The organism is Algibacter miyuki, assembly GCF_030409805.1.
Classification (GTDB): domain Bacteria; phylum Bacteroidota; class Bacteroidia; order Flavobacteriales; family Flavobacteriaceae; genus Algibacter; species Algibacter miyuki.
The window spans coordinates 182,203-200,445 of sequence record NZ_JAUFQP010000010.1; the positions used below are offsets into that span (position 1 = coordinate 182,203).

At 32.8% G+C, this 18,243-nt stretch carries 13 protein-coding genes; 6 read left to right on the forward strand and 7 right to left on the reverse strand.

What is annotated here, in order from left to right:
* Positions 1-351 precede the first annotated feature (351 nt).
* The 3 genes from QWY92_RS08810 to QWY92_RS08820 all read left to right on the forward strand — a co-directional run bounded on the left by QWY92_RS08810 (position 352) and on the right by QWY92_RS08820 (position 3,478).
* Positions 352-1,023, forward strand: coding sequence for a hypothetical protein (locus QWY92_RS08810; RefSeq protein WP_290270390.1), 672 nt, complete (start codon positions 352-354; stop codon positions 1,021-1,023).
* 191 nt (positions 1,024-1,214) lie between these two features.
* Positions 1,215-2,015: a hypothetical protein gene (locus QWY92_RS08815; protein WP_290270392.1), complete on the forward strand. Its 801-nt coding sequence runs from the start codon at positions 1,215-1,217 to the stop codon at positions 2,013-2,015.
* Positions 2,016-2,101: 86 nt separating this feature from the next.
* Entirely contained in the window at positions 2,102-3,478 is a 1,377-nt protein-coding gene (locus tag QWY92_RS08820) for an LEM-3-like GIY-YIG domain-containing protein (protein WP_290270393.1), read from the forward strand.
* Positions 3,479-3,745: 267 nt separating this feature from the next.
* Here QWY92_RS08820 and QWY92_RS08825 read toward each other — a convergent pair whose 3' ends face one another.
* The 6 genes from QWY92_RS08825 to QWY92_RS08850 all read right to left on the reverse strand — a co-directional run bounded on the left by QWY92_RS08825 (position 3,746) and on the right by QWY92_RS08850 (position 14,806).
* Positions 3,746-6,016 (reverse strand): aconitate hydratase, encoded by a 2,271-nt coding sequence (locus tag QWY92_RS08825; RefSeq protein ID WP_290270395.1) that lies wholly within the window; start codon positions 6,014-6,016, stop codon positions 3,746-3,748.
* 306 nt (positions 6,017-6,322) lie between these two features.
* The gene (locus QWY92_RS08830) at positions 6,323-9,100 is read right to left on the reverse strand and encodes a bifunctional aconitate hydratase 2/2-methylisocitrate dehydratase (protein ID WP_290270397.1); all 2,778 of its coding nucleotides are present in this window, start codon (positions 9,098-9,100) and stop codon (positions 6,323-6,325) included.
* Between the two features lie 505 nt (positions 9,101-9,605).
* Positions 9,606-10,559 carry an AAA family ATPase gene (locus QWY92_RS08835; RefSeq protein WP_290270398.1) on the reverse strand — a complete coding sequence of 318 codons (954 nt, stop codon included), beginning with the start codon at positions 10,557-10,559 and terminating at the stop codon, positions 9,606-9,608.
* A 4-nt stretch (positions 10,560-10,563) separates the two neighbouring features.
* Positions 10,564-12,012: a peptidylprolyl isomerase gene (locus QWY92_RS08840; RefSeq protein ID WP_336622092.1), complete on the reverse strand. Its 1,449-nt coding sequence runs from the start codon at positions 12,010-12,012 to the stop codon at positions 10,564-10,566.
* Positions 11,996-12,850 carry a peptidyl-prolyl cis-trans isomerase gene (locus tag QWY92_RS08845; protein ID WP_290270402.1) on the reverse strand — a complete coding sequence of 285 codons (855 nt, stop codon included), beginning with the start codon at positions 12,848-12,850 and terminating at the stop codon, positions 11,996-11,998. The genes QWY92_RS08840 and QWY92_RS08845 overlap by 17 nt, the downstream gene beginning before the upstream one ends.
* Positions 12,851-14,806, reverse strand: a complete 1,956-nt coding sequence (locus QWY92_RS08850; protein ID WP_290270404.1) for a peptidylprolyl isomerase — start codon at positions 14,804-14,806, stop codon at positions 12,851-12,853.
* Between the two features lie 137 nt (positions 14,807-14,943).
* Between QWY92_RS08850 and QWY92_RS08855 the strand changes: the two genes are divergently transcribed.
* Positions 14,944-15,180: a hypothetical protein gene (locus tag QWY92_RS08855; RefSeq protein ID WP_290270406.1), complete on the forward strand. Its 237-nt coding sequence runs from the start codon at positions 14,944-14,946 to the stop codon at positions 15,178-15,180.
* Between the two features lie 8 nt (positions 15,181-15,188).
* Here QWY92_RS08855 and QWY92_RS08860 read toward each other — a convergent pair whose 3' ends face one another.
* Positions 15,189-16,256, reverse strand: a complete 1,068-nt coding sequence (locus QWY92_RS08860; protein WP_290270407.1) for a hypothetical protein — start codon at positions 16,254-16,256, stop codon at positions 15,189-15,191.
* A 219-nt stretch (positions 16,257-16,475) separates the two neighbouring features.
* On the opposite strand from QWY92_RS08860, the gene QWY92_RS08865 reads away from it, so the two are divergent.
* On the forward strand, positions 16,476-17,369 hold the full coding sequence (locus QWY92_RS08865) for an ABC transporter ATP-binding protein (protein ID WP_290270409.1): 894 nt from the start codon (positions 16,476-16,478) through the stop codon (positions 17,367-17,369).
* A 22-nt stretch (positions 17,370-17,391) separates the two neighbouring features.
* Positions 17,392-18,216 (forward strand): ABC transporter permease, encoded by an 825-nt coding sequence (locus QWY92_RS08870; RefSeq protein ID WP_290270411.1) that lies wholly within the window; start codon positions 17,392-17,394, stop codon positions 18,214-18,216.
* The last annotated feature ends 27 nt before the right edge of the window (positions 18,217-18,243 follow it).

Below are 18,243 nucleotides of genomic sequence, written 5' to 3' on the forward strand. Positions count from 1 at the left end.
GCTTTAATCCAATATTATATTGCATACAATTATGCTCCTTAAAAAATAAATTCGATAAGAGGTAAACACTTATTATTTAATTAAAAAAACTATAGCAAACTCCAACACCATAATACCTTTATTTTCTAAAAAGTCTTCGTATAGTTGATAAAAGCTTAGACCAAAGCATAATCTTTCCTACACGATACCGCTTTCCCCGCTACTTAAAAAACTAATTTTATAATTAAAAATATTAAACGAAACATCTTACTTGTAATCTAATGACTACTAACTATTTGTGTTTTGTCTGTTTATTATTACTTTTAACCTAATAGACTCCCTAAGTCAACTATTAACCTAAAACAATTCACCATGTTCAAATTTTTTATTTTACTACTTTTAATTCTATTCTCAATTCTATCAACAGCACAAGTAGGAATTGGCACAACAAACCCACAAGCCACTTTAGACGTAAATGGCACACTCAAAATAGACAATACGTTACAAGAAACAGAACTAGGAGTCATAAAAGATTCTATTTTGGTTATCTCTAGATCTGGAATAATTAATACCCTTCCGGCAACAGAAATTTTAAAAGCAGCATTGCCCACCACTGTAAAAGCTTCTTTTTCTACTGGAGGCTCAAAAACATTAGCAATTGCACTTGGAGGAAAGTCTAAACTAACATTTAATAGTGAAGAAATAGACAGTAATGATGAATTTGATTTAACCACAAATACATTTACCGCTAAACAAGATGGCATTTATATTGTTAGTGCACAAATAAAAATTGGATCAGCCATATCTGCCAGTACAAACTTTGGATTAGGCATTGAAAAAAACGGAACGTTAATTACGGAAGAAAACTATCTCAGTGTAAGCGTTCTATCTACAAGTGTGTCTTCACCTTATAGAAGACTTTCAACCGCTGTAGAGTTAGTGAAAGATGACACAATTACATTTATAGTAACCACCGGATTATTAAGCGTAGACGTTTTGGGAGATAAAAAAGACAGTTTTTGCTCTATTTATCAAATAAGATAATTCCATATTAAATCTATAAAAAAGCGATTAAATTCAATGAATTTAATCGCTTTTTTTTATCCCCAAAAAAAATTAGAATTCCATGAAAAAACCAACAGATTGTTCTAATTTTGAACTACACATGCTAAAACGTACTGATACACTCTTTATAATTAGTACTGAAAACAGTTTGCACAAAGAAATAATATAAAATGATAGAGTTATTATTCGTAATTAAATTATTAGTAGCTATCGCCTTTGTTATCGGCTTATCAATACTTGCTGAAAATGTAAGTCCGAAGGTTGCCGGTATTTTATCGGGATACCCAACGGGTTCTGCTATCACTTTATTTTTCTTTGGCTTAGAAGTGAGTCCTGATTTTGCCGCAAAAAGCGCTGTCTATAATATGATGGGGTTATCAGCTGCCTTAACATTTGTTTATGTGTATTACATAGCCTCTAGATACTTTAAAAGGTTTAATATTCTATTATCTTCTTTATCGGCTATAACGGCTTACTTTGCTGTAGTGTCATTATTGCATCTTATTGAAGTTAATAAATATATAGCCATATTAATACCTATAGCTTTTTCGTTTTTATTTATCCATCTTTTTAAAAGTATTGAAAATATTAACATTAAAACTAAGGCTAAACTTAATTATAAAATTCTATTTGTACGCGCTTTTTTTGCTGCTTTAATTATTTTAGTAATTACGAGTGTCCCAAAATTTGTTGGTCCAACTTGGGCTGGTCTTTTCTCTGCATTTCCGACAACTTTGTTTCCGCTTATGCTAATTATTCATTTTACATATTCTAAAGAACATGTGCATACGGTTATAAAAAATGTTCCTATTGGTATGTTTTCATTAATAATTTATTCGCTTGTTATTTCTATAGTTTATCCGCTTTTTGGTATTTATACCGGCACTCTTATTTCGTTTGGAGCAGCTACAGTTTATCTTCTTGTTTATAAGAAAATAAGAAGTATTTTGGATAAGCGTGAATTGAATTAATATTAAATTTTTAAATTATGATATTTTAGTGATAAACTTTAATTCATTAAATTTAATACATAACTAAATATTTCTAACAAATTATCGTGGAGAAAAAAGAATACTATGTTTACGGATTAATCGACCCAAGAAATAATGAATATTTTTATATTGGTAAAGGAAAAGGTAATAGATATGACTCTCATTTTAAAGAACTCCCTAAAGACATAAAAAATATTTTCAAATATAATAGAATAAAAGAAATCGTATCCGAAAACCTACAAGTTAAAGTTGATTTTTTATTTTTACACCTAACAGAAAGCACTGCATTTCATCTTGAAAAAATAATTATTTATAAAATTGGTCGAGAATCCTTTAAAGAAGGAAATCTATTAAACTTCACACCTGGAGGTCTCTGGAGTCCTGGTAAAAGTCTGTTTTATGAAACTAAACCTAATATAGATTTTGATTTAACTTCCTTAGATTTTTTAGCTCAAGTAAAATTCAATTCAATAAAAAAAACGTCTTCTATTATTCATCTTGATGAAATAACACCTAAGTATCTTATACACAAATATGACTTAGATGGGGTTCTTGTTTTTATTAAACCTATTATTGAATTTTATAAAGACAAAAATATGATAGACTTATTTTTCGAAATTAATAATGAAAATATTCCTATCTACTATGCTGGCTTCATATATAGTAAAAAACCTATCATAGATTTTTATTTCTCACTGGGTTTTATATCCTTGAATAACACCATCTCTGACTCTTTTTTTTTGGAAGAAGTAAAGGATAAGCTTTCTAAAAAAAATGATTTCTCCTTAACTTTAAAACAAAATGGTTTTTCTAAAATCAAAGTAATCTTTGAAAATAAAATATTAAAAATAAAAACCTTTTTTCCAAATAACAATATACAAAACATCCAATACCTGAAAAATGGAAAACCATTGGGGAAATGGATTGAATACTATGAAAATAGTAAAACAAAAACACTAAAAAAATATAACACAAATGGCTCCATTTCTTTCTCTAAAAGTTATAGCCTAAACGGTTCAATATCATTAAAAAGCGAATATTTTGAAAACGGTATAATTAAAAAAAACTGGAGTTTTTATAATGATAATTCAATATACTATTTAGAAGAACATAGTAAAGACTCAAAAAAGGTTTCAAAAAAACTTTATTATGCAAATGGGCAGAAAAAATATTCTTACAATAATTTCAACAATACCATTGAATACTCGTATTATCATGAATGTGGTAGATTAATTGAAGAATTTATTACCAATAAAGGATTTATCAAATATAATTTGGAAGGGGAAATAATTAGTATAAGTAGCTCTAAACACATGAAGTTTGTAGATACACTTAATGTTTTATCAACGAAAAAGTCTGATAAAAATATAATCAGTCAAGAAAAAAAAGATGCAGATAAAGATTGGGAATCTTATAATAAATTTTTAAATGACCATCAATAATTTCCTGATTTAAATTATAAACTGACTAACGAACCAAATATTATCAAAAAGCAATATTTATTCAAATACGCCCGCGTTAGGGATTGCAGAGAAAAGCCCACAGCCTGACGAAGGAAGTGCGAGGACTTGCAACGGAAAGCCCGACCTAGGTACTGATTTTTTCAGTACCTAGATAACGCCCAAATACCAATTCTAAAATAAGAAACAGTTTTAAAACAAAAAATCCAGCTCGAAAGCCGGATTTTTATTTATTATGATTTTAGAAAACTATGCTCCGTTTTCTTTTTTAATTAAGTTTAAGGCAGAACCTTCGTTATACCAATCGATTTGCGCATCGTTATAAGTGTGATTCAATTTAATAACATCTTTACTGCCATCGGCATGAACTACCTCTAAGGTTAATTGCTTGTCTGGTGCAAAGGCGTTTAAATCTGTGAAGTTGAACGTATCATCTTCTTGAATTAAATCGTAATCGCTTTCGTTAGCAAATGTTAAACCTAACATCCCTTGCTTTTTAAGGTTTGTTTCGTGAATACGTGCAAACGATTTTACAATTACAGCGGCAACACCTAAATGTCTTGGCTCCATGGCTGCATGCTCGCGAGATGATCCTTCTCCGTAATTATGGTCGCCCACAACAACAGTTTTAATTCCCGCGGCTTTGTAAGCACGTGCTGTATCTGGCACGCCACCATAATCTCCTGTTATTTGATTTTTAACAAAGTTTGTTTTTTGACCAAATGCGTTAACGGCTCCAATTAAGCAGTTGTTTGAAATATTATCTAAGTGCCCACGAAAACGTAACCATGGTCCTGCCATAGAAATATGGTCGGTGGTACATTTGCCAAAGGCTTTTATTAATAGTTTTGCTCCCGAAATATCGTTACCAAGCGGTGTAAATGGAGTTAGTAATTGTAAACGCTCCGAATCTTCGGCTACTTTTACTTGTACGTGGCTACCATCGGCTTCTGGTGCTAGGTATCCATTATCTTTTACCTCGAATCCTTTTGGTGGTAATTCCCATCCTGTTGGCTCATCGAACATCACTTCTTCACCATTCTCATTGATCAATTTATCTGTCATTGGATTGAAGTCTAAACGACCTGCAATGGCAATGGCTGCAGTAATTTCTGGAGAAGCTACAAAGGCGTGTGTATTTGGATTTCCATCGGCACGCTTAGCAAAGTTTCGGTTAAACGAGTGTACAATGCTGTTTTTTGGTGCGTTTTTTGGATCGCTATATCTTGCCCATTGTCCAATACATGGTCCGCAGGCATTTGTAAATATTTTTGCGTCTAGATTTTCGAAAATCCCTAAAATCCCATCACGATCTGCTGTATAACGTACTTGTTCTGATCCTGGGTTAATACCTAGTTCCGATTTCATTTTTAAACCTTTATCTAAGGCTTGTTGTGCTATGGATGATGCACGAGATAAATCTTCGTAAGATGAGTTGGTACAAGAACCTATTAAACCCCATTCTACTTTTAAAGGCCACTCGTTAGCGGTTGCTTTCTCGTTCATATCCTTACCAACTGGCGTAGATAAATCTGGCGTGAAAGGTCCGTTTAACAATGGACTTAATTCTGATAAATTAATTTCAATAAGTTCATCGAAATATTGTTCTGGGTTTGCGTATACTTCAGCATCTCCCGTTAAATGTTCTTTAACGGCGTTTGCAGCATCTGCAACATCGCTTCTATCGGTTGCACGTAAATAACGTTCCATAGACTCATCGTATCCAAAAGTAGAGGTTGTAGCGCCTATTTCGGCTCCCATATTACAAATGGTTCCTTTACCTGTACACGACATTGACGTTGCTCCAGGTCCGAAGTATTCTACAATAGCTCCAGTTCCTCCTTTTGCAGTAAGAATTCCAGCTACTTTTAAAATAACATCTTTTGGTGCTGTCCAGCCTGATAATTTACCAGTTAACTTAACACCTATTAATTTAGGGAATTTAAGTTCCCAAGCCATTCCGGCCATAACGTCTACTGCATCGGCTCCACCAACACCAATAGCTACCATACCTAAACCACCAGCGTTTACTGTGTGAGAATCGGTACCAATCATCATCCCTCCTGGGAATGCATAATTTTCTAAAACGACCTGGTGAATAATTCCTGCGCCTGGTTTCCAGAAACCAATACCGTATTTATTTGATACAGACTCTAAGAAATTAAAAACTTCGCTACTCACAGAGTTGGCGTGTTTTAAATCGGTTGCTGCGCCATCTTTAGCTTGTATTAAGTGATCGCAATGCACCGTTGTTGGGACTGCTACTTGTGGTTTTCCTGCTTGCATAAACTGCAATAATGCCATTTGTGCTGTTGCATCTTGGCAAGCAATTCTATCTGGCGCAAAATCTACATAATCCTTTCCTCGCGAGAATGCTTTGGTAGGGTTTCCGTCCCACAAGTGAGAATATAAAATCTTTTCAGAAAGTGTTAATGGTTTACCTACAATGCTTCGTGCTTTGTCTACACGTTGAGCCATATTGGTATAAACCTCCTTAATCATGTCGATGTCAAATGCCATAAAATATTTGTTTTTTTTGTTATTTGAATTTTAATTACTACAATGTACAAAATATTGAATTATTATAATCATATTTTCACATTTTGATAACGTTTAATAATTTCTAAGACCATCTTCGCTGTTCTAATATTTAATTTCAAGAATTAATAAATACAGAGTGATATACGGTCTTTTGCCATAATTTCGAAATTAACACATTTGTTTTTTTGAACTTAACTTTAAAAAAAATATAATTGACTGTATTAAACAAAAAAATCCCGAGCCTAAAGACTCGGGATTTTAATATATTATAATAAAACCTTTTAGTTAGCTTACTAATTGCTTTTGAGAAGGTTTGAACTTCGTTAATACAATACCGTCAACCGCAGCTTCATACTCTGCCATAGTTGGTGTTCTCCCTAAAATTGTAGATAATACTACAACTGGTGTAGATGATAATAAAGATTCACCTTTTTTCTCGCCAGTATCTTTTACAACACGACCTTGGAATAAACGCGTAGATGTTGCCATTACCGTATCTCCTGGTTCTGCTTTTTCTTGGTTACCCATACAAAGGTTACAACCTGGACGCTCTAAATACAACATGTTTTCGTACTTCGTACGTGCTAAACCTTTTGGTGCACTATCGTCAAACTCAAATCCTGAGTATTTTACTAAAACATCCCAATCGCCTTCAGCTTTCAACTCATCAACAATATTATATGTTGGAGGTGCCACTACTAAAGGTGCTTTAAATTCAACTTTTCCGTGTTGTGCTTCAATGTTTTTCAACATTTGAGCTAATATCTTCATATCGCCTTTGTGTACCATACAAGACCCTACGAAACCTAAATCTACTTGTTTAGTTCCTCCGTAGAAAGATAATGGACGAATAGTATCGTGTGTATAACGTTTAGATACATCATCATTATTTACATCTGGATCGGCAATCATTGGTTCAGCAATTTCATCTAAATCAATAACAACATCAGCATAATAATTAGCGTCAGCATCTGGTTTTAAAGCTGGTTTAATACCTGTCTTTAATTCTTGAATTCTAGCATTTGCTTTATCAACTAAACCTTGAAGTACTTTATTATCATTATCCATACCCTTATCAATCATGATTTGGATACGACCTTTTGAAATTTCTAATGATTCAATTAATGTTTCTTCTTCTGAAATACAAATAGAAGCCTTAGCTTTCATCTCTGCAGTCCAGTCTGTAAATGTAAAGGCTTGATCGGCAGTAAGCGTTCCAATATGAACCTCAATGATTCTTCCTTGGAATACGTTTTCACCACCAAATTGTTTTAACATTTGTTGTTGTGTAGCATGTACCACATCACGGAAATCCATGAAGCTTCTCATTTCACCTTTAAAAGTAACCTTTACAGACTCTGGAATTGGCATAGTAGCCTCACCTGTAGCTAATGCTAAGGCAACAGTTCCTGAATCGGCTCCAAAAGCAACACCTTTAGACATACGTGTGTGAGAATCTCCACCAATAATAATATCCCAATCATCAACAGTAATATCATTTAATACTTTATGAATTACATCGGTCATCGCGTGATATTGTCCTTTAGGATCACGTGCAGTAATTAAACCAAAATCGTTCATAAAACTCATTAATCTAGGAATGTTAGCCTTAGACCTATCATCCCAAACAGAAGCTGTATGACAACCCGATTGGTAACCCGCATCAACAATTGGAGAAATAATAGTCGCTGCCATCATCTCTAATTCTTGAGACGTCATTAAACCTGTAGTATCTTGAGACCCTACAATGTTTACTTCAACACGTACATTAGAACCTGCATGTAATGTTTTTCCTGGAGTATTTCCAACAGCATTTTTATTGAATATTTTTTCAACAGCTGTTAAACCTTGTCCTTCAACAGATACTTCTTTAGAAGGTGCATATACTTGAGGAATTTCGATTTCTAATATTTTACAAGCTAAAGTTTGTAATTTTTTACCGAAAACAACAGCGTAAGATCCTCCTGCTTTGATAAACTCCATTTTTGGTGGCGTTAATGCAGCTGAGATATCTTTTAACTCTTTATCTCCGTTATATAATTTTTTTGTTTTTGTATTAATGGTTAATACCGTACCTGTTTCTACAGAATAAACTTCTTCTAAAACTGGTTCTCCATCTGCATCTACAACAGTATTACCATCTGCATCTTTCTTTTGTACCCAGTTTTTTAAATCTATACCAATACCACCAGTTACTCCAACAGTTGTTAAGAAAATTGGTGCAATACCATTTGTTCCAGCAATTACTGGAGCAAAATTGATAAAAGGAACATAAGGACTAAAAGGAACACCGGTCCATAACGCTACGTTATTTACACCAGACATTCTAGAAGATCCAACTCCCATAGTACCTTTTTCTGCAATTAACATCACACGTTTATCTGGGTGTTGCTCTTTTAAAGCTAACAATTCGTTTTGCATGTCTTTGTTATGCTCAAACATACACTGACCGTGTAATTCACGATCTGATCTTGAGTGTGCATCTGCACCAGGAGATAATAAATCTGTAGAGATGTCACCTACACCTGCGATATAAGTTACTATTTCTATTTTTTCTTCAACATCTGGTAGTTTTGTAAAAAACTCAGCTTTCGAATAACTTTCTAATAATTCTTTGGCAATTGGATTTCCTGCTTTGAAAGCATTCTCTAAAAGCGCCATGTCTGCCTCGTATAAAAACACTTGTGTCTTTAAAACTTTTGCAGCATCTGCAGCAATAGCAGCATCTTCACCTAAAGCTAAATCAAGTAAAACTTCAATAGAAGGTCCACCTTTCATGTGTGATAATTGTTCAAGAGCAAAAGCTGGTGTAATTTCTTCTACAACAGATTCACCAAGAATAATTTCTTTTAAAAACTTAGCTTTTACAGCGGCAGCACTCGTGGTTCCAGGTAAAACATTATAAATAAAGAAGTTTAGAGAATCTGCTCTGTTTTCATTATTTACATCTTTAATTTGCGCAATAATTTCGCTAAGTAATTCAGCGCCATCTATTGGCTGTGGGTTAAGCCCTTGACCTTTTCGTTCTTCGATCTGCTTAATGTAATCCTTATAAGTATTCATGAAAGAAATATTTACGGTGTTAATTTAGGCTTGAATTACCAAATTCAGAGCCCGATAGTTTATTTAAGTTTAATTTTTTAAGTCTTGCAAACTTAAAAAATTTAAAGCAAAGTTTTAAAAAGAAACAACGTAATACAACAACTAATTATAGTTTATTATTATAATGCCATTTTAAATTAATATGACTATTTATATTTCACGTTTTTAATAAAAAAAATCGCAATATCTTAAGTAATTAACAAAAATACTTATTAATAAATCGCGAATCCCTAAAACTCATTATTGGTTTTTCGAAATACTTGTGAAGTAAGTGCGAAAAAAAGAGTTTAACAGTTTTTTTTAGTGAAAGTCTATCTAAACAGGTTTTAAGAATCGCATACTAATTAGAACTTTATTATTTTTTGGAAATGGTTTTATTTTGCCAAAAATATAAATAGGCTCACTAAATCTGAAATGTTGTAAATTGAATTTGAGATTATTCAGAAAATGATAAAAACGTCAAAAATTAGAACAAACTCTTAATAATATCACTTTCTGAAATACCTTCGGCTTCTGCTTTGTAGTTTTTGATAATACGATGTGTTAGAATACCTTCGGCTACCGCTTGTACATTTTCGATATCTGGAGAAAATTTGCCATTTACAGCTGCATGCGTTTTGGCTGCTAAAATTAAATTTTGAGAAGCTCTTGGTCCTGCACCCCAATCGAGATAATTCTTAACAATTTCTGGAGCCTGATCACTATTTGGTCTTGTTTTACCCACCATAGAAACGGCATATTCTATAACGTTATCCGCTACAGGAATACGACGTATTAAATGTTGAAACTCAACAATTTCTTTAGCAGAAAATAAAGCGTTTACTTTTACTTTATTATCATTTGTAGTGGCTTTTACTACCTGAACTTCTTCTTCAAAAGTGGGATAATCTAAATTGATAGCAAACATAAAACGATCTAATTGTGCTTCCGGCAACGGATAAGTTCCTTCTTGCTCAATAGGATTTTGCGTAGCTAACACAAAATAAGGTAAGTCTAATTTATAATGATGTCCGGCAACCGTAACGGCGCGTTCTTGCATGGCTTCTAAAAGTGCAGCTTGTGTTTTTGGAGGGGTTCTATTTATTTCATCGGCTAAAATAATATTAGAAAAAATTGGCCCTTTTATAAATTTAAAACGGCGGTCTTCGTCTAAAATTTCCGAACCTAAAATATCACTAGGCATTAAATCTGGTGTAAACTGAATACGTTTAAAATCTAATCCTAACGCTTGGGCAATAGTATTTACCATTAAGGTTTTGGCCAACCCGGGAACACCAATAAGAAGGGCATGCCCACCAGAAAATACTGAAATTAAAATTTGATTTACAACGGCATCTTGACCAACAATAACTTTGGCTACTTCTGTTTTTAAATCTTTAAATTGTTTTACAAAATTTTCAATGGCAGCAACGTCCGACATAGGCTTAGTTTTTTAACCAGTTACTAGAAAATTCGCAGTCTCTGTATTTCGTACCAATTTTAATGTAGGTATCTGCTATTTTTTCCTTTTGCCAATCTTCAATAGCTTTAATTTTCTTTTCGTCTAAGGCAAGATCTCTAATTTTCAAGTAATCTCTTGCGTAATCGGCCTCATGCTCGTCAATTCTATCGGTAATTCTTAATAATTTAAATTTAATATTACCCGATCTATCTTGCTCACTTAACACCATACTCATCTCGCCATCTTTTAAATTTTGAATTTGAGAATACAACTCCGGATCCATTTTTGTTAACTCAAAATTATAATCTTGAGTTGCTGGGTTTATCAATTGTCCGCCATCATTTCTAGTTTCTTTTTCATCACTAGCTTCACGTGCTGCTTCAGCAAAAGTAATATCACCACTTTCAATACGTGCTCTTACTTTTTCTAAACGTTCTTGTGCTTCAGTAATCGCTTCTTGAGATACTTTTGGAGTTAATAAAATATGACTCACATCATACTCTTGACCTCTAATTTTATCAACTGTAATAATATGGTAACCAAAATCAGATTTAAACGGCTCAGAAATTTCACCTTCTTGAAGCGCAAAAGCCACCTGTCTGAATTCTTTTACCATTCTAGGTTGCTTCTTATTCAAAGTATATTTACCACCGCGACTTGCAGACCCTGGATCTTCTGAATACAAAACCGCTTTAGAACGGAAACTAGCACCATTTTCAATAATGTCAGCTTTAAATTCTTTCAACCTGTCAATTACTTTTTGTTCCGCTTCGTCAGACACTTTAGGTTCTGAAACAATTTGGGCTACTTTAAGTTCGGTTCCAAATGTTGGACGTTCTTCTTTAGGTATTTTTGTAAAGTACAATCTCACCTCTTCTGGTGTTACTTCTACTTCTTCAACAATTTTAGCTTGCATATCTTTAGCTAACTTATTCTTTTTGTTGATTTCGAACATTTCCTCACGAACCGATTTTTCATCGTCCTTTTCATAAAGTGCTAATAAACGGTTCATATCCCCTTTCAGTTCAGCTAAAAACTGTTCCATTTGATAATCTACCATACTGCGAATTTCAGCATCTGAAACGATTATACTATCTTGAATGGCGTGGTGCGCATATAATTTATCTTCTAGTAATTTCCCGAATAACTGGCACGATTCAATATCTTTTATATTAACCCCTTGCGCTTCTAACTGCAAGTAAGTTTTATCAACATCAGATTCTAATACAATAAAATCACCTACTACAGCCGCAACAGCATCTACTTTTTGCTTATTGTATGATGCTTTTGTTACCGTTGCCACATTTTCCGCTACAGTAGTCGAGTCTGTTTTAGCTTCAACAGCATCTTCAATAATTTCTTGTGCAAACGCTCCGTTTCCTATGAATAATAGGGCTACAGAAACAAACTTTAGGCTATTTATAAATTTCAAATTCTTTATTTTTAATCGCATCTTTGGTAATGTCTTTTTCTAATTTTTTAATAAGTTCTAATTTCCGCTTATTGATTACAATTTGATTAATTGTAGGCGTTACAAATTCTAACGGCGCTGTATCGTTTCTCAAAAGAACATCATTAATTTGCATCAAATATACTCCTAATGAATCTTTGAGCTGTACAAAATTAGATTTTTTTAACAGTTGATTTTTATTTTCGGGTGTAATCGCTGGAATTTTACTAATTACCTGGCTCACTTTTATCCAAATAGAATCGTTTAACGAATAGGAATTGAACTGAATAGACATAGAATCTAACTCTTTTTTATCCTTTTCGTTAAAACGTTCAAATTTTTTCACAATACCCTTATAATCAATAATATTTTCGTCTATATTAATGTATCTGAATTTCACTAACTCTTCATTCAATTTAAATACATCTTTATTAAGCTCGTAATATTTTTCAGCTTCAGTAGTATTTACCATTGTATCCATACTACGTTTTACCAGCGCTTCTAAATATCCTTTGGTGTATAAATCGGTTTTATACTGTTCTATCAATTTATTAAAACTAGCTTGCTTTTCTTCACTTAGGTTAAGTAAAGCACCATCTAAAAAAAGCTGTTGTGTGGCCCAACGGGTTATAAAGTTCTGAACTAAAACGGCACTATCTTCTGGGGTTGTAGCTTCGGAAACTAAATCCTTAATATCTTCTTGATATAAATAAGACTCATTAACGCGTGCCACAGGAATACGACCATCCTCTTCCTTAAAAAAGAAGTCGCACGAGACCATAGCCGATGATAAAACTAATAGGATAATTATTTTTCGCATTTATTGTTTTTCAATTTGAGATTTCACCTTTTCTAAAGCCTCATTATTAATTTCAACTTTATACTTACTAGCCAAAGTTGCTACCCATTTTTCTTCTTTATCATTTTGGTAATCGGAAACTACAGCGCCTTGAGATTCCTCTAACGTCTTTTGTGTTTCAGGAAGCACCGTTTTAACCTCAACAATTTCAAAAGCATTGTTGTGTTTAAATATTTTAGAAATTCCTTTTTTAAATTTAAAATCCTTCGGAAGTGCTTGGTGATTGGCATCCATAATACCTGTTGTAAAAATAACATCTACAGCATCGTTACTATTTACTAGGTTTTTTATTTGCTCTAAAGCCATTCCTTTTGATAGTAATTTAGATACTTTTTTAAGTGTTTTTTGTTTCGAGGAAGATGCCACAACTGCATCTATACGTTCTGGTAAAACATAATTGTTTTTATGGGTATCGTAGAAATTTTGAATGTCTAAAGAATCGGTTTTTGAAGCATTCCAAATGGTATTTTCCATTAAGTCGAATAATAACAATCCGTCGCGATATTCTGTAACAATATTTGCAAATTCAGGATCGTAATTTTCTAAATTGCCTTCGTGATAAGCTATTAAACTTGCATTGAAAAAATCTTGAAATTTAGTTTCTACAATAGTTTTAAATCCGGTTGTACTTCTAACGGTATGTTGTGTTTTAATTAAATAACTACCAAAATCATTATACGTGAATGGTTTTCCATTAATTTCAAATAAGATTTTTTCTGATTGAAAGTCCTCTGGGAATGCCCATTTACGACTGTAATAATCTTTATTCAAAATAGAAACAAAATAATCGAGATTTGGAGGCGTATCACTAACCTTATAAATGCCTTTAATTTTATTATAAAGCGCATCGTCTATTAATTTAGAGCGCTCGTCGCGTTTTACTTTTACCGCAAGTTCTGCTTTCAACGCATCATAAGATGCCACAGGTATTTTCTCGTACAATTTAACAATATGCCAACCGTATTGGGTTTCAAATGGTTTTGAAACATCGCCAACTTCCTGTAAGCCAAAAACAACATCTTCAAATTCTAAAGCACTTATTTGTCCGCTAGAAATAGGCGGCATAACACCTCCTTTAGATGCCGAACTTTTATCGTCTGAAAACTGTTTTGCTAGGCTTTCAAAATCTTCACCTTGATTTATCTTTTTATAAATATCTTGAATTCGAACTTCAGGATCTTCGTTAGATGAGCCCTCTTCGTTTTCCATAATCATAATATGAGCAATGGTACGCTCGCCTCTAGATTCACGCTTATCAATAACATTTAAAACATGATATCCAAAACGGGTTCTAAAAGGATCTGAAACTCCTCCAACCGGCGTATTATAAGCTGCATTCTCAAAAGCATAAACCATTTTAAAACCGCCAAACCAGCCTAAATATTCACCTAAAATATTTTTTCCGTCAACATCATTTTTCATCACTTTTTCAAAACCTTCCCTTAATGCTTTTTCCTTTAATGCTTTAATTTTATTAAACGCCACCAAAGTATCTTTTGGGCTTGCTGTTTCGTCTATTCTTACTAAAAGGTGCTGCGCCTTTACTTCGTTGGAAATTCTATGATAAGCTTCTTCCATTAAAGCTTCGGTTACGGTATTGTCTGCCATGAAGTTTTTAGCTAACTGACTTCTGTAACTTTGTAACTCGCGTTTGTACGCTGGTTTTTCATCAAAACCAAGAGTTTTGGCTTCTTTCAGCTTCAACTTATAATTAATGAAAAGTTCCAAATAAGCATCCACATTTTTTTGTGATTCGTCTTGTACTAAATCTAAATTTTTATTATAAACTTTCAAGAAATCGGATACATAAACCGGATCGCCACCAACCTCTAATAACACCTCTCTATCTGCTGTTTGAGCATGCAATAAAAAACAAAAAAAGAATGATATTTGAATAAAAAAAGATTTAAACTTCATTTGAAAATATAAATTTTTAATAAAAACAAAAATAGTAATATAAAGCTATAAAGCAAGTTGCTTTAACAAACGTTTAAAAAAGATAAATATTACACTTTTTGAAGTATATTTGACACTACAAAACCACAACAATTAGCATGCGTAAACTTAAACTTATCTGGGATTTTAGAGGGCCAAATGGTCAAAGAACGGCAGAACATCACCTGATTCATTTAAAAGAATATATTGCCCTAGAAAAACTAGATATTAGCATTACCGGTGTTGAAATTTTAAGCGAAATGCACGCTATTGCTTTTTTAGTTGTTGATGAAACTGATATGAAACCTATTCGCGATGCGCTAAAACCACACCGAGGACAGGTTTACACAGCCTAACAAAACCTTTAATTGTTGTAAAACCCTTTTGGATTAACGTTCTCGTAATTATGGGTTAAAAATCGAAGCGTATTTTTTAGAATATCGCCCATGTTTTTACAGTTTTTAAACTCTATATCTTGTGTGTAATCGAATATTTTCGACTTTAATAAAGCGATATTCTCTTCGTTTGAAATAGTATCTTCATACATACAAGTTAGCAACTCATCAATTCTATCTTTAAAACTTTTTAATCGTTTTACTAAAATAGAACGCTCTTCTATTTTATATTGATCTATAGAGAATTTCTGTACGCGCTCGGTAACTAACTCAACCATTTTAAAGTTTTCTTTAAAAAACTGGGGTCTATATATATTCAACTTTCCTTCGTAAGATTGTTGATCGAAATCTATGGCGCGAATTTTATACACGACATGATCAAAATCGTGCGTAGGTACAATAACGTAATTATACGATCGCATATCGCCTAAAAGCCTAATCATACAACGTTCATTGAACTTTACAAACTCTTTAGCAATCTGTGTTTTTTCTGAATGGCTGCATTTTGGCAAAAAGTTTTTTATAAACTCATCGCCAGGAATTCCTGCAATATGTTCTTCTATTAATGTGTTTTCGTAAACTAGAAAATTCAAATTATAAGGCGAAAGCATATGCTCTAATTCTAGACCATAAACACGAGAAGCATCGGCTGTTTTAATATAAAAATAGGTGTAATTATCGTTTAAAACATTACGGATTTTTATACGAAAAGGTTTTGAGTTTCCGAAGGTGCAAAAATCAATAGCATCAACACTTAGGAATTGAAAAATATTTTCATTTCCATCAGAATGCAAAATGGTATATACTTTTTTTAAAGATTGATCAATTTCTTTACGCTCATACTCATTATAATATACTCGAATCCATAGCGTATCATTATCATCCTTATCATAAACAACTATCGACCCTTGAAAACGCAACAAATCATCATAAAAAATGGGGATTTTAGTGTTTCTGTTATACTCCAAAAGGTAATTATGTAATTTTTCTGTAATCGGAAACGAGGGTTTCCTTTTAGATATTTTTAAATCTTCCATAGCTTGTAAATATATCTAAAAATAAAATATTTTCTGTAAATTAAAATAATCTACTCACTTATTATTCATATTAAAAATTTAAATTTAATAATGATAATACGATTCTATATATTTTAATCTTTTATTTCTTTTCTTGTAACAAATTAGAAAACGCGTCGTCGAACTAAAAAAACTAACACATGCCCGCGCTTAAAACGCGGGTATTAAAAACCACATAGCTTGGAAACGATACTTACTATAAAGCATCTTACTAAAAAATTCGGGTATTTAACAGCCGTTAAAGATTTATCCTTCACTATAAAAAAAGGCAATGTTTACGGCATTTTAGGACCAAATGGCAGTGGTAAATCGACCACTTTAGGTATTGTTTTAAATGTGGTAAATAAAACCTCTGGCGATTTTCAATGGTTTGATGGAAACATCTCAACACATAACGCTTTAAAAAAGGTGGGGGCCATTATTGAGCGTCCTAACTTTTATCCATACATGACGGCTGCACAAAACTTAAAATTAGTGTGTAAAATTAAAGATGTGCCGTTAACTAAAATTGAAGAAAAATTAGAAGTCGTGGGCCTTTTGGATCGAAAAGATCATAAATTCAGTACCTATTCCTTAGGAATGAAACAACGTTTAGCCATTGCTTCTGCCTTATTGAACGACCCCGAAATATTAATTTTAGATGAACCTACAAACGGCTTAGACCCCCAAGGAATTCATCAAATTAGAGAAATTATTAAAGATATCGCATCCAAAGGCACTACTATTTTATTAGCATCACATTTATTGGACGAAGTAGAAAAAGTATGTTCGCATGTCGTAGTATTGCGTAAGGGTGTAAAATTATATTCTGGCCGCGTAGACGAGATGATTTCTAGTCATGGTTTTTTCGAATTAAAATGTAACAAAGAAACTGAGTTGATCGATTTTATTAGCAACCACAGTGCTTTTTCGAGTTCTAAAATCGAAAACAACTTAATTACAGCCTTTTTAAATACGCCTTTAAGTTCGGAAGACTTCAACAAACAACTTTTTGCAAAAGGTATTATTCTCACTCATTTAGTGCAGCGTAAAGAAAGTTTAGAAGAACAATTTTTACAGCTAACCGACAACTAATAATACACTCAAAACAAAGCACATGTTACGACTTTTAAATTTAGAATTACAAAAGCTTTTATTAAACCGAACCAGCAAAATTTTAATTTTTGTTTCGTTTATACTTCCGTTTTTCGTTATTCTTTTATCCTCTATAAAAATAAATGTTTTCGGTTTTTTCACTTTAGAACTCGGTGAATTAGGCGTTTTCAACTTTCCAATAATTTGGCATTTAACTACCTTTTTTGCTTCACAATTCAAATTCTTTTTCGCTATTGTGGTAGTAAGCATGATTGGTAACGAATACAGTAACAAAACTATAAAACAAAACCTTATTGACGGACTTAGCAAAAAGGAATTTATTTTATCTAAATTCTATGCCATAGCCTTCTTTTCGTTAGTTTCTACAGTGCTTATCGGACTCATTTCATTATGTATTGGCCTTTACTATTCTAGCTATAACGAGTTTGGTATCATTATTAGAGAAACCAACTTTTTACTCGCTTACTTTGTTAAACTTTTAGGCTTTTTCAGTTTGTGTTTATTTTTAGGTATGTTGGTAAAACGTTCGGCCTTTGCATTAGCGTTTCTGTTTATTTTATTCATTTCAGAATGGATTATTTTCGGACTTCTTACTTGGCAATTCAATCATAATTTGGCTGGTCAAATTCAAAACTTTTTCCCGCTACAATCTATGTACAACCTTATAGAGCAACCGTTTCAACGTGTAGCTATGTCGAAGTTCCCTGAAAAAGCAGAATTGGCTTACGATTATGCCGTACATTGGTACGAAATAGCTATTGTTTTAGGCTGGACAGCGGTGTTTGTCTTTTTATCGTTAAAATTATTAAAAAAGCGTGATTTGTGATATATTTGGTAGCGATTGCTATTCTTT